The sequence below is a fragment of the Streptomyces sp. NBC_00190 genome, assembly GCF_036203305.1.
GTDB lineage: Bacteria > Actinomycetota > Actinomycetes > Streptomycetales > Streptomycetaceae > Streptomyces.
This window is the reverse complement of record NZ_CP108131.1, coordinates 185,118-211,513: the sequence shown is the minus strand read 5'-3', so window position 1 is coordinate 211,513 and position 26,396 is coordinate 185,118. Positions and strand designations below refer to the sequence as shown.

General features: G+C 71.8%; 24 protein-coding genes and 3 pseudogenes. 12 read left to right on the top strand and 15 right to left on the bottom strand.

Annotated elements, in window-relative coordinates:
- Nucleotides 1-112 precede the first annotated feature (112 nt).
- Complete coding sequence (locus tag OG429_RS01075) at nt 113-1,207, top strand: mechanosensitive ion channel family protein (protein WP_328923377.1); 1,095 nt, start codon at nt 113-115, stop codon at nt 1,205-1,207.
- A gap of 393 nt (nt 1,208-1,600) precedes the next feature.
- Here OG429_RS01075 and OG429_RS01070 read toward each other — a convergent pair.
- From OG429_RS01070 to OG429_RS01040, 7 genes and pseudogenes are all read right to left on the bottom strand, one after another.
- Nucleotides 1,601-2,024: pseudogene (locus tag OG429_RS01070) on the bottom strand (DUF4230 domain-containing protein); the annotation flags it as partial.
- A gap of 105 nt (nt 2,025-2,129) precedes the next feature.
- Nucleotides 2,130-3,515, bottom strand: coding sequence for an NAD(P)/FAD-dependent oxidoreductase (locus tag OG429_RS01065; RefSeq protein ID WP_328923376.1), 1,386 nt, complete (start codon nt 3,513-3,515; stop codon nt 2,130-2,132).
- A 68-nt stretch (nt 3,516-3,583) separates the two neighbouring features.
- On the bottom strand, nt 3,584-3,706 hold the full coding sequence (locus OG429_RS01060; protein ID WP_328923375.1) for a hypothetical protein: 123 nt from the start codon (nt 3,704-3,706) through the stop codon (nt 3,584-3,586).
- A 112-nt stretch (nt 3,707-3,818) separates the two neighbouring features.
- Nucleotides 3,819-4,283, bottom strand: coding sequence for an ATP-binding protein (locus OG429_RS01055; protein WP_328923374.1), 465 nt, complete (start codon nt 4,281-4,283; stop codon nt 3,819-3,821).
- 156 nt (nt 4,284-4,439) lie between these two features.
- Nucleotides 4,440-5,387: a sensor histidine kinase gene (locus OG429_RS01050; RefSeq protein WP_328923373.1), complete on the bottom strand. Its 948-nt coding sequence runs from the start codon at nt 5,385-5,387 to the stop codon at nt 4,440-4,442.
- The gene (locus tag OG429_RS01045) at nt 5,384-5,818 is read right to left on the bottom strand and encodes an STAS domain-containing protein (RefSeq protein WP_328923372.1); all 435 of its coding nucleotides are present in this window, start codon (nt 5,816-5,818) and stop codon (nt 5,384-5,386) included. The genes OG429_RS01050 and OG429_RS01045 overlap by 4 nt, the downstream gene beginning before the upstream one ends.
- A 9-nt stretch (nt 5,819-5,827) precedes the next feature.
- A complete protein-coding gene (locus OG429_RS01040; protein ID WP_405680682.1) occupies nt 5,828-6,748 on the bottom strand; it encodes a SigB/SigF/SigG family RNA polymerase sigma factor in 921 nt (306 codons plus the stop codon).
- A 220-nt stretch (nt 6,749-6,968) separates the two neighbouring features.
- Between OG429_RS01040 and OG429_RS01035 the strand changes: the two genes are divergently transcribed.
- Nucleotides 6,969-7,316, top strand: coding sequence for an STAS domain-containing protein (locus OG429_RS01035; RefSeq protein ID WP_328923370.1), 348 nt, complete (start codon nt 6,969-6,971; stop codon nt 7,314-7,316).
- 4 nt (nt 7,317-7,320) lie between these two features.
- Here OG429_RS01035 and OG429_RS01030 read toward each other — a convergent pair whose 3' ends face one another.
- Nucleotides 7,321-7,764: an ATP-binding protein gene (locus OG429_RS01030; protein WP_328923369.1), complete on the bottom strand. Its 444-nt coding sequence runs from the start codon at nt 7,762-7,764 to the stop codon at nt 7,321-7,323.
- A 203-nt stretch (nt 7,765-7,967) separates the two neighbouring features.
- Here OG429_RS01030 and OG429_RS01025 point away from each other — a divergent pair, with 203 nt between their 5' ends.
- Nucleotides 7,968-11,441, top strand: a complete 3,474-nt coding sequence (locus OG429_RS01025) for a HAMP domain-containing protein (protein ID WP_328923368.1) — start codon at nt 7,968-7,970, stop codon at nt 11,439-11,441.
- Between the two features lie 27 nt (nt 11,442-11,468).
- A complete protein-coding gene (locus OG429_RS01020) occupies nt 11,469-13,970 on the top strand; it encodes a SpoIIE family protein phosphatase (protein WP_405680684.1) in 2,502 nt (833 codons plus the stop codon).
- A 15-nt stretch (nt 13,971-13,985) separates the two neighbouring features.
- Here OG429_RS01020 and OG429_RS01015 read toward each other — a convergent pair whose 3' ends face one another.
- The 5 genes and pseudogenes from OG429_RS01015 to OG429_RS00995 form a co-directional block, all read right to left on the bottom strand.
- Nucleotides 13,986-14,792: a phosphatase PAP2 family protein gene (locus OG429_RS01015; protein ID WP_328923366.1), complete on the bottom strand. Its 807-nt coding sequence runs from the start codon at nt 14,790-14,792 to the stop codon at nt 13,986-13,988.
- Nucleotides 14,793-14,843: 51 nt separating this feature from the next.
- Nucleotides 14,844-15,824, bottom strand: a complete 981-nt coding sequence (locus OG429_RS01010) for a YihY/virulence factor BrkB family protein (protein WP_328923365.1) — start codon at nt 15,822-15,824, stop codon at nt 14,844-14,846.
- 42 nt (nt 15,825-15,866) lie between these two features.
- Nucleotides 15,867-17,600, bottom strand: coding sequence for a diacylglycerol kinase family protein (locus OG429_RS01005; protein ID WP_328923364.1), 1,734 nt, complete (start codon nt 17,598-17,600; stop codon nt 15,867-15,869).
- 402 nt (nt 17,601-18,002) lie between these two features.
- Nucleotides 18,003-18,134: pseudogene (locus OG429_RS01000) on the bottom strand (FAD-dependent oxidoreductase); the annotation flags it as partial.
- Entirely contained in the window at nt 18,131-18,550 is a 420-nt protein-coding gene (locus OG429_RS00995; RefSeq protein ID WP_328923363.1) for an arsenate reductase ArsC, read from the bottom strand. The gene OG429_RS00995 and the pseudogene OG429_RS01000, both read right to left, overlap by 4 nt.
- A 71-nt stretch (nt 18,551-18,621) precedes the next feature.
- Between OG429_RS00995 and OG429_RS00990 the strand changes: the two genes are divergently transcribed.
- The 4 genes from OG429_RS00990 to OG429_RS00975 are packed head-to-tail and all read left to right on the top strand — an operon-like array spanning nt 18,622 to nt 21,392.
- A complete protein-coding gene (locus tag OG429_RS00990; protein ID WP_328923362.1) occupies nt 18,622-18,936 on the top strand; it encodes an ArsR/SmtB family transcription factor in 315 nt (104 codons plus the stop codon).
- Nucleotides 18,937-18,976: 40 nt separating this feature from the next.
- Nucleotides 18,977-19,771 (top strand): aquaporin, encoded by a 795-nt coding sequence (locus tag OG429_RS00985; RefSeq protein ID WP_328923361.1) that lies wholly within the window; start codon nt 18,977-18,979, stop codon nt 19,769-19,771.
- Nucleotides 19,768-20,808, top strand: a complete 1,041-nt coding sequence (locus OG429_RS00980; RefSeq protein ID WP_328923360.1) for an ArsO family NAD(P)H-dependent flavin-containing monooxygenase — start codon at nt 19,768-19,770, stop codon at nt 20,806-20,808. Before OG429_RS00985 ends, OG429_RS00980 begins: the two co-directional genes overlap by 4 nt.
- Nucleotides 20,809-20,852: 44 nt before the next feature.
- The gene (locus OG429_RS00975; RefSeq protein ID WP_328923359.1) at nt 20,853-21,392 is read left to right on the top strand and encodes a DinB family protein; all 540 of its coding nucleotides are present in this window, start codon (nt 20,853-20,855) and stop codon (nt 21,390-21,392) included.
- A 25-nt stretch (nt 21,393-21,417) separates the two neighbouring features.
- Here the strand turns inward: OG429_RS00975 and OG429_RS00970 are convergent.
- Both OG429_RS00970 and OG429_RS00965 read right to left on the bottom strand, forming a co-directional pair.
- Nucleotides 21,418-21,654 (bottom strand): annotated as a pseudogene (locus tag OG429_RS00970) (GNAT family N-acetyltransferase); the annotation flags it as partial.
- Nucleotides 21,651-22,019 carry an ArsR/SmtB family transcription factor gene (locus OG429_RS00965; RefSeq protein WP_328923358.1) on the bottom strand — a complete coding sequence of 123 codons (369 nt, stop codon included), beginning with the start codon at nt 22,017-22,019 and terminating at the stop codon, nt 21,651-21,653. The pseudogene OG429_RS00970 and the gene OG429_RS00965, both read right to left, overlap by 4 nt.
- 666 nt (nt 22,020-22,685) lie before the next feature.
- Here OG429_RS00965 and OG429_RS00960 point away from each other — a divergent pair.
- The 4 genes from OG429_RS00960 to OG429_RS00945 are packed head-to-tail and all read left to right on the top strand — an operon-like array spanning nt 22,686 to nt 25,913.
- On the top strand, nt 22,686-22,889 hold the full coding sequence (locus OG429_RS00960; protein ID WP_328923357.1) for a hypothetical protein: 204 nt from the start codon (nt 22,686-22,688) through the stop codon (nt 22,887-22,889).
- 51 nt (nt 22,890-22,940) lie between these two features.
- Entirely contained in the window at nt 22,941-24,308 is a 1,368-nt protein-coding gene (locus OG429_RS00955; protein ID WP_328923356.1) for an NAD(P)-binding domain-containing protein, read from the top strand.
- A 1-nt stretch (nt 24,309) separates the two neighbouring features.
- On the top strand, nt 24,310-25,566 hold the full coding sequence (locus OG429_RS00950) for an MFS transporter (RefSeq protein WP_328923355.1): 1,257 nt from the start codon (nt 24,310-24,312) through the stop codon (nt 25,564-25,566).
- The gene (locus OG429_RS00945) at nt 25,563-25,913 is read left to right on the top strand and encodes a hypothetical protein (RefSeq protein WP_328923354.1); all 351 of its coding nucleotides are present in this window, start codon (nt 25,563-25,565) and stop codon (nt 25,911-25,913) included. Before OG429_RS00950 ends, OG429_RS00945 begins: the two co-directional genes overlap by 4 nt.
- Nucleotides 25,914-26,396 lie beyond the last annotated feature (483 nt).

Sequence of the window (26,396 nt, the reverse complement as noted above, 5' to 3'; positions counted from 1 at the left end):
GCGCCTCGGCGTCGCGGGGCCGCATCCTGTTCCCGGCGTGACTCCTGGTGTCGCCGATTCTTCTCTGGGCAGGCGCGTGGAAGTCCATGCCGCCTACATCCGCTGAGGAGATATGAACACCGCTCTTCGCTTGCTGACCGTCCTGGGGTGCTCGCTCCTGCTCACCGTCGCGGCCGGATGGGCTGTCGATCGGCTGCTGCGCCGGGCCGACGCACGCCACCCCGAAACGCCCCTGTGGAACTCGCTGCGCCGCTGCCGCCCGGCCCTGCAGATCGTGCTGCTCGCCGCACTGCTCAGGGGGGCCTACCGGCAGACCGCCTGGCGCCCGCTGCAGGAGAACGAGGCCGTCATCGGCCGGATCCTCTCGCTCGCCCTGATCGGCGCCGGCGCCTGGCTCATCGTCGGTGTGGCCTCCGCCGTCGTCGAGTCCGGCTACGCCCGCTATGCGACCGGCACCCGCGACCCGGCCCGGGTCCGCAGGGTCCGCACCCAGGTGACGCTGATCATGCGAGTCGTGACCGCTGTCGTCGCCGTCGTCGCGGCCGCTGCGATGCTCCTCACCTTCCCGAGCTTCCGCGCACTCGGCACCTCCATGCTCGCCTCCGCCGGGATCATCGGCATCGTCGCGGGCATCGCCGCCCAGTCGACGCTGGGCAACCTCTTCGCCGGGTTCCAGATCGCCTTCGGCGACATGGTGCGCATCGGCGACACCGTCGTCGTCGCCGGTGAGTGGGGAGTGGTGGAGGACATCACCCTCACGTTCCTCGCCGTACGGACCTGGGACGAGCGCCGGATCACCATGCCCGTCTCGTACTTCACCACCCGCCCCTTCGAGAACTGGTCCCGCGGCGGCGTCCAGATGACCGGAACCGTCTTCCTCCACTGCGACCACCGGGCCCCCGTGGACCTCATGCGCGAGAAGGTCCACGAGATCCTGCACCACTGCCGGGAGTGGGACGGCCGAGCATGGGACGTCGCCGTCACCGAGACGACCCCGTCCACCATGGTCGTGCGCGTGATCGTCACCGCCGAGGACGCGGACGACCTGTGGACCGTGCGCTGCGCGGTACGGGAACAGCTGATCGGCTGGCTCTCGGAGAAGCACCCGGAGGCCCTGCCCCGCGTGGTGCTCGCGCCGGTACCGGAGGCGGGTGCCGCGCCCTTCGGCGCGACAGTGGTCCGCGGACCGGAGGAAGGCCGGGTTTGACAGCTCCCGCGAGGCAAATGACGCGTGGCGCCACCGGCTGGGTGAGCGTGGAGACGCCTGTTCCGCGGGCGGGTCTCCAGGCTCCGGGTACCAGGCTCCGCACCGAGCTGCACGGCACGAGAGACAACCGTTCTCGTCCTGGGCAGTGCCGAGTCCGGGCTCCTGGCACGGTTCTGCGCCGACCTGCGTGGCGGCGCACCGCCTCGACGAGGGCGAGCGCGAGGCCGTGGCGCTCGGGGCTCGCCCGGTGTCGGCGGAGGTGACGGAAACGGGCCGGGCAGCCGGTCCGCCCTGCGCCGCTACGCCGACCCGGCGGACCACGGGGTCGTCCTCGCCGCGATCCAGGAGGACTCCGCGTCGCAAGCCCCGGAGCGAGAGGCCCCGCGCCCCCTCACCCGTAGTGCACGTGCACCGTGCGGAACCCAGGGAGTGCAACGACAACCCCTCCGGCATCGCCGTCGTGTTCTTCTCGGCGCGCTCCGCGAGCCCCCTGTCGCGGGCCGCTTCCTCGACGTGCCGCCCGGCCAGCTTCTGCACGGCCTGCTCAGCTACCGGGTTGTCGGAGAAGAGGTCGCCGAGCCGGTCCAGCAGGCCGCGCTGTTTCGACACCGCGTGCGAGCGGTTCGGGTCCAGCGCGGCCTCGTCGAGCACAGGGCAGGGCAGCCGGTGCAGCCGCCTCGTAACGGTTCATGTCCTGGCGCGATTTGAGCAGCGTGGGGCCGGAGCGGTCCCGCGTCTCCTCACCGAACAGGCCGCCGAACCCCGGAACCAGGCTGAAGCGCCCCAACAGCACGACCAGCACCACCAACGCCGCCAGGCCGACGGCGGTCCGCCCCCATCACGGGCGGAGTCGGCCGCCCGGCCGATCCGAAGAGAGCTCCCTATACCTCGGATACCGAGGCGTCGAACGACAAGGCCCCCTTTACGGGAGATGTCCCGCGCGCAGTGCGGCGTGCTCGCGGACCTGCTCGGGCGTCAGGTACGCGTCGGTGTGCTCGAACTCCCTCAGCGTCGGCGGCCGCCACGCCTGGAAGCCCGTCCGTACGAAATCGTCACCCGCCACCGCGTTGAGCATCCAGTTCGTCAGGACCCTCGTCCGGGCCACGCTGGTGCGCAGCGCCGCCCAGTGGTATCCCCGGGCCACCGCCTGCGCGGGCAAGCCCCTCAGCTCGATGCCGAGGGGCCTGGCGACACCGTCGCGTCCCCCCAGGTCCACCACCAGCCCCAGGTCCTTGTGCCGGTAGGGCACGAGCGGCCGGTGCCGCAGGGTCGCGATGAGGTTGTCGGCGGCCGTGCGCCCCTGCCGCTGGGCGTGCTGGGCGGTGGGCGGGCAGACCGCCCCCTCCGTGCCCGCGGCGAGGTCGGGCACCGCGGCCGCGTCGCCGAGGGCAAGGACTCCCGGCAGGCCGGGCACCGTCAGGTCGGGGGCGACCACGAGCCGCCCGCGATCGGTCTCGGCCTCCAGCGTGGCGATCAGCGGGCTGGCGGCCACGCCGGCGGTCCAGATGAGCGTGTGAGTGCGCAGGACACGGCCGTCGGTGAGCGTCACCTCGTCCGGCCCGGCCTTGGCGACGGACACGCCGAGCGACACATCGATACCCCGCCGGTGCAGCATGTCCAGGGCCGATGCGCCCAGCGCCTCGCCGAGCTCGGGCATCAGCGTCGGTGCGACGTCCAGGAGGTGCCAGCGGATCTGGCGCGGATCCAGGCGCGGGTAGCGCCGGACCGCGTGATGGGTGAGCCGCTGTAGGCAGGCCGCCGTCTCGGTGCCGGCGTAGCCACCGCCCACGACGACGAAGCAGAGCCGCGCCGCCGTCTCCGCCTCGTCCTCGCAGGCGTCGGCGAGATCGAGCTGGGCGATGACGTGATCGCGCAGGTGGGCGGCCTCGGCGAGGGTCTTCATGCCGCGGGCGTGCTCGGCGAGTCCGGGGATGTCGAAGGAGCGGGTGACGCTTCCAGGGGCCAGGACCAGGTGGTCGTAGGCCAGTGAGGTCAACTCGCCCGAGATCTTCCGTACGACGCACACCTTCGCCCGTGTGTCCACGCCCACGGCGCCGCCGGGAACGATGCGCGTACGGTGCCGACGGCTGCGGCGCAGGGACACGGCGATCGACTGCGGGGTCAGGACCCCGGCGGCCACCTGCGGCAGCAGCGGCAGGTAGAGCTGGTAGGAGGACGGGGTGACGAGGGTGATCTCCGCCTCGGTGGGGGAGAGGCGCCGCTCCAGGCGGCGTACGCACTCCACTCCGGCGAATCCGGCGCCCACCACGAGGATCCTCGGACGTGCGACGGCTGCCACGGCTGTCATGGTGTTGCTCCCTTCCCGGGCCTGCTGGGTCCACTGACCCCTGCGCGTCTGCCCCGGAGGGGGAATTCCTACCGGTGCCGGGCCAGGGAATGGACGAGGACGAGGAGGGCGAAGGCGATGACGGCCAGGTGGAGCCAGGCGGGGCCGGGCGCCGGGGACAGGGCGAGGGAGACGAACGGATGCGATGTCATACCGCGCGCCTGCCCCCGGATGCCACAATGACGCTCCCGTACGGGGACGTTGGCGCGGAACGGCGCGACCCGGCCCGCGGTACGACGCGGCCCGGGGGACGGGCCCGGCCGGTCACCGGCCCGTGGACCTGCCCGAGGTCAGCCGGGACGCGTCGACCTCGGCCCAGACGGCCTTGCCGCGCTCATGGACACGGGTGCCCCAGCGATCGGACAGCCGCTCCACGATGTAGAGCCCGTGCCCGCCCGGCACGCCCCGCTGCGGGGACGGGTGGGGCTTGGGCGGCGTAGTCGTACCGTCGAAGACCTCGATCCGCAGGACCTCACCGCCCGTGAGCACCAGTTCGAGGCAACCACCCGCGTGCAGCGACGCATTGGTCAGCAGTTCGGAGACGAGGAGCAGGACGTCGTCGGCGGTCTCGTTCCCCTCCCAGCCCCAGTCCACCAAGGCCCGGTGCGTGAAGTCGCGGCCCTTGCCCACGTGGCCGCGGACGCCGGACAGGGCGAGTCGACGCCGCTGCCCCGCGCCGGAAGGCCCGGCGCGCAGCGGATCGCCGGTTTCCGGCCCGATCGTTTCCACCGTGGTCTCTCACCCCCCACCGTCGACACTGGTCTGTGCTCACGGAAACCCTGACGGCCCCGTCGGCCACTTCACCGTCCCGGTGCTCCGGACCTCGCGTACGCCCCCTCGGCCGAGGACACCCGAGCACGCTGACACTCTAGGCGACCGCCGCTCTCACGCGGTCGCCATGTGCAGTCTCAAAGTGAGGCCGTCGGCGCAGGCGCGGATCTCGACCAGGTCGCACAGCTGATGGATCATCCACAGGCCGCGGCCTCCGTTGGCAGACGCCAGCGCGGGACGGCGGCGCCCCGCCAGCGGGTCCGTCAGGTGCCCGACGTCGCGGATCTCGGCCACGACCCCGGTACCGGTGCTCCACAGCCGGAGCGCCCCGCTCCCGCCCCCGTGGGAGAGGGAGTTGGCGGCGGCCTCGCTGATCGCGAGGATGAGATCGCCGCGCCGCGCCGCGCTCAGGGCCGTGCCGCGGGCCCAGGCCTCGGCGTACTCGCGTACGCCGCCCAGCTGCCCGTGGGCGTACTCGCGCCGGGGCGTACCGCCGTCGGGTTCGGGCAGGGGATGATCGCAGTCGGCGCAGACCGACGGGGCGTCGGTGTAGGCCGGGCTGAGCAGCTCCGCGCCCTTCTCGATCACGGTGGGATGGGTGCGCCGGGCATCGGACACCACCGCGGCCGGCAGACCCGGGACGTCGTACGGGCACAGGACGGTGGCCGGGCGCCCCGCGAAGGCGGTGTTGATGAGGGCTTCGTGACGCGTGGCCTCCAGCACCTCGGCCCGCGAGCGGCCGGGCCAGATCGGCTCGCCCACGATTCGCGCCGCACGGTCCGCGTGGCGGTCGGCGAAATCCTGCAAGGCGGCCAGGATGCGGCCGGGATTGCGGCCCAACCGCGTCATGTCCGTCCAGGCGACCTCGGCCGCGGCCTCGTCGAGGCTCTCGCGCAGCACGTCCAGCCGCGGCCCCGGTACCGCCACGAGCACCGGCTCGTCCGCTTCCAGGGCGGCCGTGACGAACCCTCCCACTCCCGCCAGGTACTCCGCCTGACCCTCGTAGAAGAGGGCGGGGTGGACGAAGGCCCCGGGGGTGGTGGACGCAGGAAGGTTGATCATGCTGCGACCTCCAGCGCGGCACATTCGTCCGGGAACATCTCCACTACCTTGCGGAGCGAGTATGGCGGGTGGTGGAGCAGCAGACGACGCCCCTGTCCCGTGACGGTGGCGGCCGCCTGCACCAGGGCGGCGACCGAGGCCGTGTCGAGGAAGGCCACGGCGGCGAGATCGAGATGGACGACGCGGCCGGGGATCCGGGTGACGACGCCGAGCGTCGCGCGCAGGATCGGCTGGGTGTCGAGGTCGCAGCTGCCGCTCAGGAGGGCGCCCGGACGGTCGGGCAACGGCCGGGCGGTCAGCGCCGGAGCCGTACCCGTATGCGTACCCGCGTCCGCGCACCGCACGACCGCGTCCGCCCACACCACGTCGTCGTAGAGCGCCTGCGCGCCGTTGGGCGGGACGGACCCGTCGAGCCGGTGGGGTGATGGCATGCTCTGTGCCTACCCCGAGAGCATTCCGGCGCGCAACCGGGTGAGGGTTCGGGAGAGCAGACGCGAGACCTGCATCTGCGAGATGCCGAGTTCGGCACCGATCTCGGCCTGGGTCCACTCCTCGCCGAAGCGCAGCCGCAGGATCAGCCGGTCGCGTTCGTCCAGCCTTTCCAGCAGGGGTGCGAGGGTGTGGAAGTCCTCGAAGAGTTCCATGGCGGGGTCGACCTCACCGAGCCGGTCCGCCAGCGGCCGTGTCGCCCGGCTCGTCGTCGGCTCGTCGCTGTCGGCGGCGTCCAGGGAACCACTCGTGTAGCCGTTCGCGGCGACCAGCCCGTCGATGACCTGTTCCTCGGTCAGTTCGAGGTGCTGGGCCACCTCCTTGACGGTCGGAGCCCGCCCCAGGACGTCGGTCAGCGCCTCCTGGGCCTTGGCCAGTTCCGTACGCAGCTCCTGCAGTCGGCGCGGGACGTGCACGGCCCAGGTGGTGTCGCGGAAGTAGCGCTTGATCTCACCGGTGATGTAGGGGAGGGCGAGCGTGGAGAACTCGACCTCGCGCTCCGGGTCGTAGCGGTCGATGGCCTTGATGAGCCCGATGATCCCCACCTGGATGACGTCGTCCATGTCCAGCCCCCCGCCCAGCACGCGGGCGCGGAAACGCCGCGCGGCGAACTGCACGAGGGAGAGGTTCATCTCGATCAGGGTGTTGCGGGCGTACTGGTACTCGCGCGTGCCCTCTTCCAGGGTGCGGAGCCTCCCGAAGAAGAGCCGCGAGAGTTCGCGTGCGTCGGCAGGCGCCATTTCCCGGGCGTTCTTCACCTCGGGGAGTGCCATGTCCTTCGTCGGGGCTCCCACGGCTGCTTCGGGCACAGCGGGCGTGACCTGCGCGTCTGTTGCACGAATGGGGCTTACGGCGATGGCCGAGCGAGACATGTGGCCGTTCCCTCCCGATTGACTGACGGCTACTCGGGCGCTCCTGCCCGCACTTGTGGGTGTTACACCGTTCTCGGTGAAACTTCTCCGTCTGTCCTGCGCCGGGCATGCGGTGTCGGCCATCTCCGCCCGTGTACCGCGGCCTTGGCGGCCTCGCTCGCCGATGAGCAGGCATACTCCCTTGCGGAAGCCGTACAGGTGACGATCCGGGGAGGCGGAGATGACCGGAGCAAAGGACGCGAATCACGCAGGCGTGGTCGGGGACAGCTACCTGGCCGGGGCCGGGTGGGTGGTGGCCGCGCACGGCGAGCTCGACCAGGACACGCTGGCTCCGCTCGAGGGGGCGCTCGCCTCCGCCGCGGACCGGCACCGGTTGGTGGTGCTGGACGCCGGCTCCATCACCTTCGGCGACTCATCGTTCCTGAATCTGCTGCTGCGGCTGCACCATCTCACCACCCTGCGCATCGCCGCTCCTGGTGAGCAGCTCCGCCGCCTCTTCGCGCTGACGGGCGCGGACACGGTGCTCTCCCTGCACCCGAGCGTCGAGGACGCCGTCCGGGCGTCGTGACGGCCTACTCCCGGCCGGTGGGGGAGGCCGGCCGCCCAGGGGGGCGGAAGCACGCCGTGATCGCCTTGCCGCCGTGGAACGCGTGGATGTCCCAGGAGTCGGCGAGGGTGGTGACGATTCCCAGTCCCCGGCCGGACGTGGCGCCGGCATCGCGCTGGGCGTCGGCCTCGCGTGGCTCGGGCAGACGAGGGTCGGAGTCGGCGACGCTCACATGGAGGCAGCAGCCGTCCCATGTCAGCACGAGGTGGGCGGTTCCCGCCGCGTGCAGGTGGGCGTTCGTGACGAGCTCGGACACGCTGAGGAGCACGGAGTGCACCGTGTCCGCGGCCGAGTTGTTCCAGGGGAGCGACGCCAGATGCCCGGAAGTCCACTGCCGTGCCGCCCGTACTCCCTTCGAAACGGGGAACGAGCTGGCCCAGCCGACTGCCTTGACCGCCAACGTCCTCACCTCACTCCATCGGTTGTGGCGTTCACCACGGATTCGTCTACCCGCTGCCCGGGCAGGCACCCGTGGTGTTCCAGGCGGTGTGCGCGAGCGCCGCCTCGGACTGATCGGCTGTGCTCTACGGTCCTTTCGGCGGCGTTAGCCTTCAGCGAATGGTGGCGTGGGCCGGCGGAGCTTCCGCACGGTCCTGGAGTGAGGTTGGCGGGATGGCTGAGCGGACGGACACGGAGTCACTGAGCAGGTCACCTGCGCCACCCGCGCTTCCGGGCGGGGACGGGATCGGCGAATCGGAGCTGCGTCAACTGCTGGCCGGCCTGACAGCCGTGCGGGACGGGGATTTCCGTACGCGGCTGCCCGATGCGGCGGACGGCCTGCTCGGCGAGATCGCCACGGTCTTCAACGGGATGGCCGACCAGCTGTCGCTGTTCACGTCCGAAGTGACGCGGGTGGCACGGGAGGTGGGCACCGAGGGAACGCTCGGCGGTCAGGCGGACGTACCGGGGGTCGGAGGCGCCTGGCTGGACCTCACGGATTCGGTCAACTTCATGGCCGGAAACCTTACGGCCCAGGTCCGCTCCATCGCCCAGGTCGCGACGGCCGTCGCCAAGGGCGACCTCTCGCAGAAGATCACCGTGACCGCGCGCGGGGAGATCCTTGAGCTGAAGGAGACCATCAACACGATGGTCGACCAGCTCTCCGGGTTCGCCGGCGAGGTCACACGGGTCGCCCGTGAGGTCGGCACCGAGGGCCGGCTCGGCGGTCAGGCGGACGTCAAGGGCGTCTCCGGCACCTGGAAGGACCTGACGGAGTCGGTCAACGTCATGGCCGACAACCTGACCGCCCAGGTCCGCTCGATCGCGGAGGTCACCACCGCGGTGGCCCAGGGGGACCTCACGCAGAAGATCCGGGTGGACGCGCGCGGGGAGATCCTTGAGCTGAAGGAGACCATCAACACGATGGTCGACCAGCTCTCCTCCTTCGCCGCCGAGGTCACGCGCGTCGCCCGCGAAGTGGGCAGCGAAGGCCGGCTCGGCGGCCAGGCCGAGGTAGAGGGCGTCTCGGGCACGTGGAAGCGGCTGACGGAGAACGTCAACGAACTGGCCGGGAACCTGACCCGCCAGGTCCGGGCCATCGCCGAGGTCGCCAGCGCGGTCGCCGAGGGCGACCTGACCCGCTCGATCACGGTCGACGCCTCCGGCGAGGTCGCCGAACTCAAGGACAACATCAACTCGATGGTCGGCTCTCTGCGGGAGACCACCCGCGCCAACCAGGAGCAGGACTGGCTCAAGACCAACCTGGCCCGCGTATCGGGCCTGATGCAAGGCCACCGCGACCTCGCTGTCGTCGCCGAACTCGTCATGGACGAGCTGACGCCGCTGGTCGCCGCCCAGTACGGCGCGTTCTACCTCGCCGAGGACGGCCCGCACGGCACCGTGCTCACCCTGGTCGGCTCCTACGGACGCCCCGCGGGCACCGTCGGTGCCACCGGCTTCGCCCTGGGGGAGTCCTTGGTCGGGCAGGCCGCGCGCAGCCACCGCATCATCGCCACCGACCGGGTGCCCGGCGACTACGTCATCTCCTCCGGGCTCGGCCACACCACGCCGGGCAGCCTGATCATCCTGCCGATCGTGGTGGACGACCAGGTCCTCGGCGTGATCGAGCTGGCCTCCTTCAGTGCCTTCACTGCCGTACACCGGGATTTTCTCGGCCAGTTGATGGAAACCATCGGCGTCAATGTCAACACGATCGTTGCCAACGCCCGCACGGACGAGCTCCTCGGCGAGTCCCAGCGGCTGACCGGCGAACTGCAGGCACGATCGGCGGAACTCCAGGTCCAGCAGGAGGAACTCCAGCGCTCCAACGCGGAGCTGGAGGAGAAGGCGGCCCTCCTCGCCAGCCAGAACCGCGACATCGAGGCCAAGAACCTGGAGATCGAACAGGCCCGGCAGGAACTGGAGGACCGCGCCCAGCAGTTGTCGCTGGCCTCCAAGTACAAGTCCGAGTTCCTCGCGAACATGAGCCACGAGCTGCGCACGCCGCTCAACAGCCTCCTCATCCTCGCCCAACTGCTCGCCCAGAACCCCACCCGCAACCTCACCCCGAAGCAGGTCGAGTACGCGGGCATCATCCACTCGGCGGGTTCGGACCTGCTCCAGCTGATCAACGACATCCTCGACTTGTCGAAGGTCGAGGCCGGGAAGATGGACATCAACCCCGAGCGGGTGGACCTGACGCAGCTGCTGGAATACGTCGACGCCACCTTCCGCCCGATGACCACGCAGAAGAGCCTCGACTTCACCGTCACCACCGCCCCCGGTGCCCCGCAGGACCTGCTCACCGACGACTCGCGGCTGCGCCAGATCCTGCGCAACCTGCTGTCCAACGCGGTGAAGTTCACCGAGCACGGCGGCGTCGAGCTGCGGATCGAAGCGGCTACGCCCCCCGGGTTCCCCGCCGGGCTCCCCGGCCGTGGGCCGATGGTGGCCTTCCGGGTACGGGACACCGGCATCGGCATCCCCGAGCAGCAGCTGGAGTCCGTCTTCGGCGCCTTCCAGCAGGCCGACGGCACCACCAGCCGCAAGTACGGTGGCACCGGCCTCGGGCTCTCCATCACCCGCGAGATAGCCCGGCTCCTCGGCGGCTCCGTCACCGCGGAGAGCACCCCGGGGCAGGGCAGCACCTTCACGCTCTACCTGCCGGTCAGCCGGGCGGACTTCGAGGAACCCCCCCTCCCCGACGCCCTCGCGCCCACCGCGCACCACCCCGCCGCCGGGGCGCCCGAACCGGGTCGCGTGGACATCGCCCTTCCGCCGCAACGGCAGGCCCGCCGTCTCCTAGTGATCGAGGAACGCCAGAACGGCCTGCTCTCCCTCGTCGCCGAGAGCGCCGACCGGGACTTCGCCCCCGGCCACCGAACGGCCAGGGACCGCGGCGGCATCCAGGTGGTCAACGCAACGAGCTCGCGGGAAGCCGCCGCGGCCCTGGCATCGGATTCCTTCCACTGCGTCGTCCTCGAACTCGATATGCCCGGCGGCGAGGCCCTGCGCTTCCTCGACGCGCTCGACGGAGACCCGGCGCTCTCCTCCCTCCCGGTCCTCGTGCATAACAACCCCCGTCTGAAGACGGCGCAGGAGAAGTCGCTGCGGGAGCGGGCCGCCTCAGGTCACCTGGAACTGCTGTCGAGTCTGGACGAGCTCCGGGAACGCATCGTGCTGCACCTCTCGGCCGACCAGCCGGGCGACGTACTGCCCCTCGTCCAAGAGGGTGCGGAGCGGCAGCAGACCGCCCACGTGCTCGACGACGACCTCGCCGGACGTACCGTCCTCGTCGTCGACGACGACGCGCGCAACCTCTACGCCCTCTCTGGCGTGCTCGAACTGCACGGGGTCCGCGTGCTCCACGCGGAGGACGGACGCAGGGGCATCGAGACGCTCACCCGCGACGAGGGCGTCGACCTGATCCTGATGGACGTGATGATGCCGGAACTGGACGGCTACGCGGCGACCGCCGAGATCCGGCGGATGCCGGCCTACTCAGGCCTGCCCATCATCGCGGTCACCGCCAAGGCGATGCCGGGCGACCGGGAGAAGAGCCTCGCCGCGGGGGCCAGCGATTACGTGACCAAGCCCGTCGACGCCGACGACCTCATCGCCCGCGTCCGGCACTGGCTCACCAGATGACCGCCGCCCCGCGGGCACTGTCCGCGGATGCCCCGCCCGTCCCGGTCGTCCTGGCCGAGGCCAAGACCGCCCCAGGAAGGAGCCGGTAGCACCGTGGGTACCCGCGACACACAGCACGGCGACGCGCGCACGCCGGGAACGGGCGTCGAGGAGCCCGCCCGGAACGCGATCCCGCACCAGGCGCCGACGCCGCTGGGACGCCTGGTCGCCACCGTCGAACGGCTGCGCCGCGAAGTACGGGAAGCACACGCGGCCGCCGACGGCAGGGCCCTGGTCGAACTGGCCAAAGGCATCCTGATCGGACAGCTGAGCTGCACCCCCGCCGCGGCGGCACGCCAGCTCGACGAGCTGTGCCGCGAGGCCGGGATGACCCCGCTCGAACTCGCCGCCGACATCGTCAACCAGGCGGCCCGCGACCACGTCAGCGAGGTCGCCGCAGAATTCGTCGAGCGCACCGGCACGCTCGGACCGTCCCGGCGCTCCCCGCCGTCCGAGCAGTCCACCACGGTGGCGGTACGGCTGCGCACCGCCGAGAGCGGGGTACTGGCCGCCGACGACACCCAGGCGGTGGCCGGGTCCCTCCTGACGAACGCCCTCGAACCCCTGGGGGCGATCGCCGTCGCCGTGTGGACCGCCGCGCCGGACGGCTCCCTGGCACTCGCGGGCCACGCCGGTTTCCCGCCCGGGGAGGCCGCGCGCTGGCGCCACGTACCGCCGGGCGTCTCGACCGTCGCCCGCCTCGCGCTGCGGGAGCGGCGCCTGGTCGGCATCGCCCGCCTCAAGCGCGACGGACTTCCCTCGATCGGCCACCTCCAGTGGCCCGACGGCGGACGGATGGCCGTACCCGCCGGGACCGGCGGACGGATACACGGTGTCCTCGAGATCTGCTGGCCGCGGCCGCTGGCACCGCAGCCCCCGCAGATCGAGCGTCAGATCGAGGCCCTCGCGGAACTCTGCGCCCGCACCATGGACGCCTCGCCCACGGGCGATCCCGCCGTCCTCGACGCGGTTCTCCCGGACGTCGCGGAACTGACCGACCTCGCCGAAGGACTGCACGATCCGGCCGTGGTCCTCACCCCGCTGATCGACCCCGAGGGCCGGCTCACCGACTTCCGCATCCGCCACGCCAGCAGCCGGTTCGTGGACCCTGCCGGACGCCCGCGCGGCGACGTCAATGGCGCGCTGCTGCTGGAGGCCTATCCGACGGCCGCCGGCGAGAACGGGCTCTTCGACATCATCGAGCGGGTCCATGCGACGGGCGAGCCCTTCCGTGCCGAGCGCATGCGCCTGACCGCGCTCGTCGACCAGATCCCCCTCACCTCGGTCGCGGACATCAGCGTCAGTCGGCACGGCGCGGCCGTGCTGCTGATCTGGCGCGTCGAGGACGAGACGGCTCGACTGGCCGACCTCCTCCAGCACGCCCAGCGCCTGGGCCGGATCGGCGGCTTCGAGGAGAACCTCGTCACCGGCGAGATCACCTGGAACGCCCAGCTGTACGCGCTGCACGGACTGTCGGCCACCGCCCCGCCCGTACCGCTGCGGGAGCTGCCCGCTTACGCCCACTCCGACGACTCCGCCGCCCTGGGCCGGTTCCTGCGGGCGGTGCTGCGCTACCGCCGGCCCGCCTCGGTCGACTTCCGCCTCCAGAGGGCCGACGGGATCACCCGCCACATCCGTGTCGTCGCCGAGCCCGTCCTCGACGCCGACCAGCGGCTCCACGCCGTCCGTGGCGCCTACCAGGACATCTCCGCCCAGCACTGGACCGAGGTCGCCTTGGCCGCCACGCGGGACCAACTCGCCCACACCGCAGCCGAGTCAGCCGAACGCAACCGACTCGCCCTGCAGCTCCAGCACGCGATCATGCCCCCCTCCCCGCCCGCCATCGAGGCACCGGGACTGCGGGTCGCCGTCCGCTACCGGCCGGCGGAGACCGAGTCGCTCGTCGGCGGCGACTGGTACGACACCGTCGTCCTGCCCTCCGGGCTGATCATGCTCTCCGTGGGCGACGTCGCCGGACACGGGATCGAGGCCGCCACCGGCATGGTCGTCCTGCGCAACGCCCTGCGCGGCCTCGCCGTCACGGGAGCGGGGCCCGCCCAGCTGCTGTCGTGGCTCAACACGGTCACCCACCATCTGGCCAAGCACGTGACCGCCACCGCCGTCTGCGGGCTCTTCGACCCCGGCACCAGGGTGATGCGCTGGGCACGCGCCGGGCACCTGCCGCCCGTACTCGTCCGCGGCGGCGAGGCCGAGGCCTTCCCGCTCATCGAGGGCCTGCTCCTCGGAGCGCTTGCCGATGTGACGTACACCGAACGGGAGGTGCGGCTCGAACCGGACGACACCCTGCTGATGTTCACGGACGGGCTGGTGGAGCGCAGGGACTCCTCGGTCCAGGATTCGCTCGGCCACCTCGTGAACGCGGCGGCCGCCTGCGTCGGGGACCTGGACCGGCAGCTGGACCGCCTCCTCGCCGAAAGCCGGTCCGACACGGACGACGACACCTGTGTCATCGGCATCCAGGTCGGCTGACTGCCCGCTACGGGCTCACCCCCTGCGTACGTCCGCGGGGGCTTCGGGAGCGGCCGTCACGATCTCGGGTTCCAGGCCCTGGGCGGGCGTGGTGCGTCGGCGGCCCATGTCACCGCGCCACGCCTCGAAGGCGAGGGTGGTCCCGGTGACGACCGCCAGGCCGAGCAGCCACCCTCCGACGACGTCACTCACCCAGTGCACACCGAGCGCGACCCGCGTGTAGCAGACGCCGAGCACCGTGGCCGCGGCGAGGGCCCACGGCAGCGGACGCCACGCCCGCGGCACCAGGGGGAGCAGGACCAGAAGCAGGACGGCACAGGAGGTGGTGGCCGTCATGGCGTGGCCGGAGGGGAAGGAGAATCCGGGCGCGTGGGCGACAGGATCGGGCAGGTGCGGACGAGCGCGCTCGACCGCGTTCTTCGCCAGCAGGCCCACGAGCCCTCCGACAGTCGCTGTGACGGCCGCCCAGGCGGCCAGCCGCAGGGCGCGGCGCCACACGAGCCACACCACGACCGCGGCCACCAGAAGGCGCATGGTCAACGGACCCCACACGACGTGCGTGAGGAAATCGAGCACGCGCACCCAGGCGGGATGACCGAGAGCGGAACGGTGCAGCCGCTCGGCGGTGCCCTGGTCGAGGCGGTGCAGCGGAGCCCACCGCGATTCCACCAGGACCAGCGCGAGCGAGAAGGGGACGGCCGCCACGGCGGTGGCGGCCGACGTCGTCACCAGCCGCACACCGAAGCGCGCGTCGGCCCCGGCGCGGCCGGAGACGAGCCGCGCGAGGAAATGCCACCGGGGCCGGGTGGAACGCTCTGTCATGGTCGGTGGGTTCCTTTCCTTGCGGGGGAGCGGACGGCGGGGTACACCGCTTCAGACGCCGGGGTCCGCAGTGATCGGGTCGGCCACCCCCGCCCGTACGGCTTCCAGCTGGGCCGCGAAGGAGAGGCCCAGGAAGAGTGCGAGCGAGGTGAGATACGACCACAGCAGCAGCGACACGAGCGCGCTGAGCGGCCCGTACACCGTGGCGAAGGAGCTACCGGCCCCGACGTACAGGCTCAGCCCCCACGTCGCGGCGAGCCACAGCACCAGGTGGACGGTGGCGCCGAAGGCGAGCCACGTGTAGCCCGGCTGCGTGCGCCGCGGGGAGCGGCGGAAGATGACGCTGGTGGCGATCACGGCCAGCAGGATCCCGACGGGCCAGTGCAGGAGGTTCCACACGCGGTGCGAGGTCGGGCCGAGGTGGTAGACCTGCGTCACGGCGAGGCTCAGGTCGGCGCCGAGGACGGTGACGGCGAAACTGAGGCCGAGGGGAAGCCCTGCCAGCAGCGCCATCACCAGCCCGCGGGTGTACTTGTGGAGGAACGGGCGGTCGCGTTCCACACCGTAGATGCGGTTGGCGCCGCGCTCTACCTGGCACAGTGCGGTGGTGACGTTGGCGATCGAGAACAGCAGCCCCAGCCACAGCGCCGCCCGGCCGCCGTCTCCCGCCCGGTGGTGGCTCTGCCGCAGGGCGTCGTCCACGACGTCCTGGCCGGGGCCGCTGACGATCCGCCGGATCGTCAGCTCGGCGATCTGCCCGATGGCCTCGGTGTGCAGCGCACGGGACAGTCCTATCACCGCTATGGCGAACGGGACGATCGACAGGACCGTCTGCAGGGCGAGGGCCCGGGAGTGACTGAAGCCGTCGGCGTAGCGGAAGCGTATGAAAGAGTCCCGTACGAGGCTCCAGCCGCCGTACCGGCACAGTGCGGCCCATGCCTCCTCGCCGGAGAGGTCGGCGCCCTCCGTCCGCAACTCGGCTTCCACGGCCTCGACCTCGCTGCGCTGCGGTACTCGTGTGGCGGTGCCCATGTCCGACCCGGCCTCCTTGTGTGCCCGCGCGGGAGCGGGAGTTCAGTCCTCGGCGGAGAAGGCGGCCGCCCCCTCCGCCGCCGGCTCGTCCGGCGTACCCGCCCGCGCGGGCACGGGCAGGCACACCCGCAGTGCTCCCGGCTCGACCTCGGCGATCAGCCGGATGCCGGCCGCGAAGGCGTCGCCGTCGAGCTCCCGCGGCTGCGGGCGCGCGAAGCTGAGGTCGATCCGGGCCGCGCTGAAGTACTCCAGCGGGTCGCCCGCCACGGGCCGGTCCGGCCCACCGGAGGCGCGCGCCGGACGGCCGGTATGTGCGCGGGAGACCAGGCGACCGGCCGCCGCGAGCCATCCGGTGACCCCGTGGGGGTCGAGCAGTACCACCTCCAGCCGGCCGCTGTCGGGCCGAGCGTCCGGAAGCAGCGGCAGCCCGCCCTGCAGGGAGCCGACGTTGCCGATGACGACCACGCGGGCCCGCCGCTCCAGTGGTGCACCGCCGTCGAGCCGGATCGACAGCCGCATCCTGGGGTCGCGCAGGTGGCGCAGGGCGGAGATCACGTAGGCGGCCCAGCCCAGGTGCTTCTTGAGTCGCGCCGAGGCGTCCCCGACCATGGCGGCGTCGAACCCGGCACCCGCCATGACCATGAACCGGGCCGGAGGAAGGCCGTCGCCCCGGACCCGGCCCACGTCGAGCCCGACGGCCTCCCCGGACAGGGCCTCCCGCAGGGCTTCGGCCGGATCGGAGGGCAGCCCGAGGTTGCGGGCGAGGAGGTTGCCGGTGCCGCAGGGGACGATCGCCAGCGGGACGCCCGTACCGGCCACGACGTCGGCGCAGGCGCGCACCGTGCCGTCTCCGCCGCAGACCACGACCAGATCGATGTCCGCCTCCGCCACGTGCGCGGCCAGGGCGCCGCACGGGTCCCCGACGGACGTACGCGTCCACACCTGGTCCTCGTACCCGTGGCGGCGCAGCTCGGCCCGCACCCGGGTCGCCGGTCCGTCACCGCAGGCGTGCGGATGACGGACCACGACGGCCCGGGCGCGGCGCGGCCCGAGGCTGGCGGGGCCGCCGTCGTCGCGGGCCCGGGCCGCAGGAACGACGCCACGGGCGGCCCGGTCGGGAGCGGCGCCGGCCGTCTCCTCGCGGGGACGCGGCAGGAGAACCGCGTACCCGACGACGAGCAGCGTGCAGGCGCCGTTCAGCAGCCCCGCCACCACGTCTGAGGGGTGGTGCATGCCTCGGTACACCCGTGAGGCGGCCACGGCCACGGGGATCAGCAGGAGCCCGCCCACCACGAGGTGTCGCCGGGCACCGCGCAGCCGGCCGGCCGCGAGCACGGCCAGCCCCCCGAAGAGCGCCACGGAGGCCCCGACGTGCCCGGAGGGGAAGCTGGATGTCGGCGGCGCCGCGTCCAGGTGGGGCACCTCGGGTCGGGAGCGTTCCACGACGAGGGTCACGAGCAGGAAGACGGCGGACTGCGCGGCCACGGTGCCGGCGAGGAACGCGGCCTCCCGCCGACGGGGCACGCGGGGCACCAGCAGGAGTGCGACCGTGCACACGAGCGTCAGCGCTATCACGCTCTGGGTGCCGGCGAACAGTGACAGCCAGTCCGAGAACGTGGTTGCGATGTCGTCGCGCCGCGCGGCCACGAAGCGGTTGACGCCGTCTTCCGCCGAGAACGGCCACCGGTCTGCCAGGGGTCCGGTGATCAGCAGCCCCAGACCGGCGACGGAGGCGGCCTGCAAGGGCAGCAGCAGAAGACGGAGGCCCGGTCTCACACCTGTGTTGTGCGCGTTCGTCATTGACGGCGTGTAACCCGCTACGGCCCGGTCATGCGTGTGCCGACGACTGCGTGTCTGTCCGCGGCGCGGGGAGGGGGCTAGTAGTGCTTTGTTAGCTGGTGTCGTGGGGTTGCTGTGCGGTGGGTTGTCGGCAGGTGGGGCAGGTGCCGGTCCAGGTGGCGATGAGGTGTTGGAGGAGGTCCAGGGCCTGGTAGAGGGTCAGGCCCTGGCAGGGGCTTTTGGGCTCCTCCGTTGCCCGGTCAGGAAGAGGTGGGCGGCGGTAAGGTGCGGGTGACCGACCCCGAGGCGGTGGGGTTCGGCCGTGAGCAGGCACGATGATCCGAGCCGCACAGGTGGTGCTCGGCCGGTTGAACAGCACGCCGGAGACGGACACACGAGCACCTCGGTGGTCGTGGTGACTGAGCCGCCGACGAAGATGGAGCTGCCGAACAGCAGGGGGTTCAGCTGTGCGCGGGCGGTGTAGAGGGCGGCTGTGTATCCAGCGGGGCCGGAGCCTATGACGATGATCAAGCCTTCGACTTGGCGTCGATCTCGGCGATCAGGCCCTCGATGAGGCCCTTGATCTCGTCGCGGATGGGGCGGACGGCCTCGACGCCCTGCCCGGCCGGGTCGTCGAGCTGCCAGTCGAGGTAGGTCTTGCCGGGGAAGTACGGGCAGGCGTCGCCGCAGCCCATGGTGATGATGTAGTCGGACGCCTGGGCGGCCTCGGGGGTGAGGACCTTCGGCTTCTGGTCGGAGATGTCGATGCCCAGCTCGGCCATGGCGGCGACAGCGGAGGGGTTGATCTGCTCGCCGGGCATGGAGCCGGCGGAGCGGACCTCGACGCGGTCGCCGGCGAGGTGGCGCAGGAACCCGGCCGCCATCTGGGAGCGGCCCGCGTTGTGGATGCAGACGAACAGCACGGATGCGAGCGGGGTGGAGGACATCGTCTCTTCCTTCAATCCAATGGCTCAGCCCGGACTGGTATCAGCCCCGAGTGATGTGACAGTATCAGCACATGATGACGTCAGTCGACACTGATCTGCTCCGGGTTCTGGCCGACCCGCTCAGGCTCCAGATCGTGACCCTCCTGGCCAAGGAGACGCTCTGCACCACCCACCTCGTGGAAGAGACAGGTGCCAAGCAGACGAACCTCTCGAACCACCTGAAGGTGCTGCGCGAGGCCGGGGTCGTGGAGACGGAGCCATGCGGACGGTTCACCTACTACCGCCTGCGCCCGGAAGTCATCGAATCGCTCGCCGGTCAGTTCGCCGGCCTCGCCCAGACCGCGCGCATCACCGCCGAAGCGAACCTCAAGCGGTCCTGCCCGTAGCCTTCCGCGCTTTGCCTCACCTGCCCGAGGAGAACCCGCCTTGACCGCCACCGAGCCCTTCGGCACAGCCCCCGCAGCGGAGTCCGTCATAGCCGTCGACGCTCCCCAGCCCGCGCCCGGCGCGACCCCACCCCGCACCCCGCTCCTCGCCCGGGCCGCCTCCGAACTGGTCGGCACGGCCGCGCTCGTGGCGGTCGTGGTCGGCTCCGGCATCCAGGCCACCGAGCTGACCCGGGACGTGGCGCTCCAGCTCCTGGCCAACTCCACCGCCACGGTGTTCGGGCTCTTTGTACTGATCGCCCTCCTCGGCCCCGTCTCCGGGGCGCACTTCAACCCCGCCGTCACGCTGGCCGAGTGGTGGACCGCCCGCCGCGGTGGCGCCGGCGTCAACGCCCGCGAGCTGGCCGTGTACGTGCCCTCGCAGATCGTCGGTGCCATCGCGGGCGCGATCCTGGCGGACGCGATGTTCGGCCAACCGCTGGTCAAGTGGTCCACCCACGACCGCTCCGCCGGGAATCTCCTCCTCGGCGAGGTCGTCGCCACCACCGGCCTGATCCTGCTGATCTTCGGCCTGGCCCGCACCGACCGCCTCCGCTTCGCGCCCGTGGCCGTCGCCTCGTACATCGGCGCCGCGTACTGGTTCACCTCCTCCACCTCCTTCGCCAACCCGGCGGTCACGATCGGCCGTGCGTTCACCGACACCTTCGCCGGCATCGCCCCGGCTTCGGTCGCCGGCTTTATCGGCATGCAGCTGATCGGCACGGTCGTGGGCCTGGCCCTGGTCGCGGTCATCTTCATGCGCGGCAAGACCAACAGCGGGCAGCCCACCGCATGACGCAGCACGCGGATGTGGTGGTGGTCGGCGGCGGCCAAGCAGGGCTCGCCGCCGGCTACTACCTGCGCCGGGCGGGCATCGACTTCACCATCCTCGATGCCCAGGCCACCCCGGGCGGAGCCTGGCAGCACCCCTGGGACTCGCTGCATCTGTTCTCCCCGGCCGCCTACTCCTCCCTGCCCGGCCGGCTCATGCCGCACCAGGAGGGCAAGACGTTCCCGGACGTCTCCCACGTACTGGAGTACCTCGCCGACTACGCGAAGCGGTACGAGCTCCCGGTCCAGCGCGGCGTCCGCGTCGCCGGCGTCCACGACGAGTCACCGCTGCTCCGCGTCCACACGGACAGCGGAACGTGGACCTCCCGCGCACTGATCAGCGCCACTGGCACCTGGTGGCGTCCGTTCCTGCCCGCCGTCCCCGGCCGTGAGCACTTCCAGGGCCGCCAGCACCATACGGTCGACTACCGCAGCCCCCGGGACTACGCAGGACAGCGCATCATCGTCGTAGGCGGCGGCAACTCCGGCGCCCAGATCGCAGCCGACCTCACCCCGCACGCCACCGTCCGCTGGGTCACCCGGCGGCCCGCCCGCTACCTCCCGGACGAAATCGACGGCAGCACCCTCTTCGAACTCGCCACCAGGCGTGTCCAGTCCGGCGGACCCCGCATCTCGGACCTCGGCGACATCGTCGCCGTCCCGCCCGTACGAGCCGCCCGCGACGCCGGACTCATCCCGGACCACCGGATGTTCGACAGCCTGACGGCCGACGGAGCCCGCTGGGCCGACGGCAGCATCTGGCCCTGCGACGCGATCATCTGGTGCACGGGCTTCCGCCCCACGCTCTCGCACCTGTCCCCGCTGGGCCTGCGCACCGAGGGCGGCCGCATTCCGACCGAGGGCACCCGCGCCGTCGCCGACCCGCGCATCCATCTCCTCGGCTACGGCGACTGGACGGGCCCCGCCTCCGCCACCCTCATAGGCGTCGGCCGCACAGCCCGCCAGAGCACCCGCGAGATCGCAGAACTCCTCGGCGCCTGAAACCGCCCGGGAGCGGGAATCATCGCGGTGGACGGGCGCAGGTGATGAACGCGATGGCGATGGACCGGCAGGCCGTGTTCGCGGACTACGAGCGCGCACGGCAGACCTTCCACGACCTGCTCGACAACGCCACGAAAGCCGACCTCGCCCGCCCCACCCGCGGGACCCGGTGGACGAACGAGCAGCTGCTGTGGCACATGCTCTTCGGCTACATGGTCGTGCGGGTGCTGCTGGTCCTCGCCCGGGTCTTCGCGCGGCTGCCCCGCAGCGCCGGCAAGGTTTTCACCTGGGCGCTGAACGCTGCGACCGGGCCGTTCGACTGGGTCAACTACGTCGGCCCGGGCGGTGCGGTGAAGGTCTTCGGGCCGCGCCGGACGGGCGCCGTATTCGACCGGGTCATCGACTCCCTGCACCGCCGGCTCGCTGCGGAATCCGAAGCCGACCTGGCCCGCGGCATGCACTTCCCCGTCCGCTGGGACCCGTTCTTCCAGGACTTCATGACCCTTGCCGACATCTACCGCTACCCGACCCGGCACTTCGACTTCCACCGCCGCCAACTCACCCTGAACGGCGAGCTCAGCTGATCCGCGGGCTCCGACGCTCCAACAGGACCACGCCCGCGTACGCGCATCGGTCCGAAATCGCGCTCGCCGCGACCCAGCCCAGCACCCGACCGTCGTCGACCGCGACGAAGCGGTGGCCGGGCAGCTTGGCCTTGTCGAACACGGCCCACTCAGCGGCCTGCGTCTCGAAGGTCGCGTTGCCCTCGTCGATCCCAGCCTGGTAGATGCCCAGCACCTGCTCGGCATGCTCGGGCAGCAGCTCCTCGATCCGCACGCCGGTCACGCCGCCTTCGCAGCGCCGGACAGCAGCGCGCCCATGGCGGCCAGCACAGACGGCTCGACCCGGTAGTACACCCACGTCCCCCGGCGCTCGGAGGACAGCAGGCCAGCCTCCTTGAGCTTCTTCAGGTGGTGCGAGACGGTCGGCTGGGAGACGCCGACGTCCGAGATGTCGCACACGCACGCCTCCCCGCCCTCGTGGGAGGCGACGGCGGAGAACAGGCGCAGGCGCACGGGATCACCGAGGGCCTTGAACATCTTCGCCGCGACCTCGGCCTCCTCGGCCGACATGGGACGTTCGTTCAGCGGCGGGCAGCAGGCCGCGACGACGTGGGGCTCCAGCAACGGCAGAACCTTCGCATTCGACATACGTCTATGTTGACACACGTCGAACTAAGGCGGCAGGGGGTCAGGTGTGGGCCAAATGGGGAGCCAGGCCGACGGGCCGTCCGGGCGGCATCCCTCCCGACCCCGCGCAGTGTGTTCGAGGACAGGCTGCGCTGCCACTCCAGCCCGGCGGAGACCGGGGCTGGATGGACGGAGGAGGCCCCCGTTGCGGTGGCGGGGGCCTCCGGCGGGTCGAGGGCGCCATCGAGTCCGGCCAGGTAGGGCGGGTGGGGGCGGTGGCTGGTGGCCAGGACCGGTGCGTCCAGCCGCTCCGTGGTGCCGTCGGCCCAGGTGGTCCGCTCCCTGTCGAGGCCGGTGAACATCTGGCGCCGGTCGGGGCGCCCGCGGTGAGGGCGGCCCTCGGACCGCGGTCACGCGCTGTCCCCGTACGGATGCCGGCCCGCCGTCGGGCGGCGTAGGCGGTCAGGTAGGTGACGACCTCGTCCCGGTGCGGGTAGCGGTCCGGATCCCCGCCGAACGACATGCGCGGACGCCAGGCCCGACTACCCGCCTCCGATGACGACGGCTTCCGCGTGCGCCATCACGATCTTCGTGAATTTGATGAATGTCTATGTTGACGTCTATCGATACAGATGCCATGCTGATCACGTAAGCCATAGACAAACTTCGAAACACCAGGGAGTCGTCATGAACGAGCCGGTCACCCCCAGCCCGAACCGCGCCGAGGCGGCGATTTCCTGTTGCGGCGCCGCCCCCACACAGCCCACCGAGGTGGCGCCCGCCCAGTCCTCACCGTGCTGTGGCACCAGCGAGAGCGCGGAAGCAGCCGGAGCCTGCTGCGACCCGCAGGCCGAGCGCGAAGCCGTCGCCACCGGCGCCGGCTGCTGCTGAGCACCGAAGCCCCGCCCACCCCCTGCCTGCACGAAGACCCGGAGACATGTCATGAGCGAGACCACCACCGAGCTGCCCGTCGTCGTCATCGGGGCCGGCCCCGCCGGACTCGCGGCGGCAGCCCACCTCGTCGACCGCGGCCTGGAACCCCTCGTCCTGGAAGCCGGCCCGGTTGCGGGGGCCGCCGTGCGCGAGTGGGCCCACGTGCGGCTGTTCTCGCGCTGGGGCGAGGTCGTCGACCCGGCCGCCGAGAAGCTCCTCGCCCCGACCGGATGGGTCAAGCCCGCCGAGGACACCTACCCCTCCGGTGGGGACTGGGCGACCCACTACCTCCAGCCGCTGGCCGACGTCCTCAGCGAGCAGGTGCGCTACGACGCGACCGTCACCGGCGTTTCCCGTACCGGCCGGGACCGCATCGTCGACGCCGACCGCGAGGCCCAGCCCTTCGTCGTCCATTACGCGAGTGCCAGCGGCCGCGAGCACCGGATCCTGGCCCGCGCGGTCATCGACGCCTCCGGCACCTGGTCCACCCCGAGCCCCGCCGGCGGCAGCGGACTGGCCGCCCTCGGCGAGAAGGCCGCCGCCGACCGCATCACCTACCGCGTCCCCGACCTGACGGACCCCGCCGTCCGCGCCCGCTACGCCGGAAAGCGCACCGCGGTCATCGGCTCGGGCGCCTCGGCCTTCACGGCCCTTGCCTACCTCGCCGACCTCGCCAAGTCCGAGGACGACCAGGGCACGCACGCGGTGTGGATCCTGCGCCGCGGGATGTCCGGCTCCACCTTCGGTGGCGGCGAGGCCGACCAGCTGCCCGCCCGCGGCGCCCTCGGCCTCGCCGCGAAGGCCGCCGTCGACGGCGGCTACGCCGACGCCGTCACCGGCTTCCGCACCGACGCCTTCGAGCGCGACGCTGACGGCCGCCTGGTCCTCGTCGGTGAGGACGGCCGCCGCCTGGACCCGGTCGACCGGGTCATCGTCCTGACGGGCTTCCGCCCCGACCTCAGCTTCCTGGACGAACTCCGCCTCGGCCTCGACGAGCGCCTCCAGTCTCCGGTCGCGCTGGCGCCGCTGATCGACCCGAACCAGCACTCCTGCGGCACCGTCTACCCCCACGGCGTGAACGAGCTCTCCCACCCGGAGAAGGACGTCTACCTCGTCGGCATGAAGTCCTACGGCCGCGCCCCCACCTTCCTCGCCATGACCGGCTACGAACAGGTCCGCTCCATCGCCGCCCACCTCGCCGGCGACCACGAAGCGGCCGAACGCGTCGAACTCACCCTCCCCGAGACCGGAGTCTGCGGCGGCGCGGGCCTCTTCGACGAACCGGAAGCCTCCGAGCAGAACGACGGTGGTGGCTGCTGCGCAGTCCCGGCCACCCTCACCATCGACGCCGCGCCCGCCTCCTCCGGCGGCTGCTGAGGTGACCGACCTTCAAAGCGGCGGGGCCGCGACCGGGACGGGGGTCCGGTCGCGGCCCCGCGCCGTCCTGCCCGCCCTCTGCCTCACCCAGATCACCAGCTGGGGCATCGTCTACTACGCCTTCCCCGTCCTCAATGCGGCCATCACCGCCGACACCGGCTGGAGCGGGGGCGCGACCACCGCAGCGTTTTCCGCCGCCCTCGTCGTCTCTGCCGTCGCCGGGATCTACGTCGGCCGCGTCCTGGACCACCGCGGCCCCCGCACCGTCATGACCGCAGGCTCCGTCCTGGGCGTCCTGAGCCTGCTGGTGATCGCCGCAGCCCCCAACCTGCCCGTCTTCTTCGCCGGATGGCTGCTCGCGGGGGCGGCGATGGCCGCCACCTTCTACCAGCCCGCCTTCGCCGCCCTCACCCGCTGGTGGGCCCCCGACCACATCCGCGCACTCACCATCGTCACCCTCGCCGGCGGACTCGCCTCCACCGTCTTCGCACCCCTGACCGCGATCCTCGCCGACCACATGTCCTGGCGCGCCACCTACACGGTGCTCGCCGGCATCCTCGCCGTCCTGACCGTCCCGGCCCACGCGCTCGCCCTGAAAGCCCCGTGGCCGCCGGCTCCTCCGTGCACGCCGCACGTCACCGCCGGCCACGAGCAAGTCGTGCGCAGCAGGGCGTTCTGGATGCTGGCCGCCACCTTCGCCCTGTCCGCGTTCGCGATGTACGCCGTCGTCATCGGCCTCGTCCCCCTCCTCCTCGACCGCGGCTGCACCACCACGCAGGCGGCATGGGCCCTCGGCCTCGGCGGCGCGGGCCAGACCCTCGGCCGGACCCTGTACGCGACCCTCGCCCGCCACCTGGGCGTGACCGCCCGCACCGTCACCCTGATCGCCCTCGGCGCCCTCGCCACCGCAGCCCTCGCAACCGTGGCCGGGCCGTACGCCCTGCTCGTCGCCGTATCCGTCCTCGCCGGGGTGATCCGCGGCAACCTCACGCTCCTCCAGGCCACCGCCGTCACCGACCGCTGGGGCACCACCCACTACGGCCGACTCTCCGGACTCCTCGGCGCACCAGCCCACGCCGCAGCCGCCCTCGCCCCCTTCGTCGGCGCCCTCCTGGCCGGACCCCTCGGCGGATACCCCGCACTGTTCGCCCTGCTCGCCGTCGTCTTGGCGGCAGCCGCCGTCACCGCCCTCGGGGCACGCCCGCCGGCGCCGACCACTTCACCCGCCGCGATCCCGAACGCGCCAGGCGCCGCATGATCAAGGAAGCCAACAGCCTCGGACTGACCATCCGCTTCGAACCGATCACCGCCTGCCCCGATCAAGACCGCCGCCGAGCCGCCGGGCCACGCCCCGAACTGCCCGGTAGCCACGGAACAGTGCGTAGCACCGAAGGGCATCCTCACCCAGGACGGCCCGTCCTGCACGGCAAGGACTCCGGTGGCTGCGCCAGGGCCTTTACGATCCCCGAGCTCGGGGTGCAGGAGATCGTCAAACGCGATGGGGACACCGATGTCGACCTGGGTACCCGCAAGCCGGGGACCCTTCGGTTCACGTGCGCCATGGGCATGCAGACCGGCGTGATCGAGTTCAAGAAGGACCTGTGATGAAGGTCTTCGGCCGCAAGACCAAGACCGAGGCCGACAGCGCCGCGCAGGTCGAGCTCCTCATTGAAGGCATGCACTGCACCAGCTGTGGCCTGCTCATCGATGACGAGCTGAAAGACTCCCCGGAGTCCGCTCGGCCGCCACCAACACGCGTAGCGGGCGCAGCATCGTCCACTTCGAGGAAGGCGCCCAGGTCGACGGCGCGGCTCTCGTCGCCGCGGTGGAAGCAGCGGCTGACTACACGGCCCGGATCGCCGTCTGACGGCGGGCGGCCGCTGGGGCACCCCGGCACGTCAGGGCTTCCGCCGGTCTCCCGGCCGGGGTCCTGACGGCCGGTTCGGACGACCCCCGGCCTGTGCCATGGCTCGAAGGTCCGCCGCCACGCGCGTACGGTGGACGTAGGGCCGGGCGGGCACGCCGTGGCAGACGCTGCGGGCGACCGCCTGTGCTGTGGGGTGTTCTGCTTTCGCACACGAGGGAAAA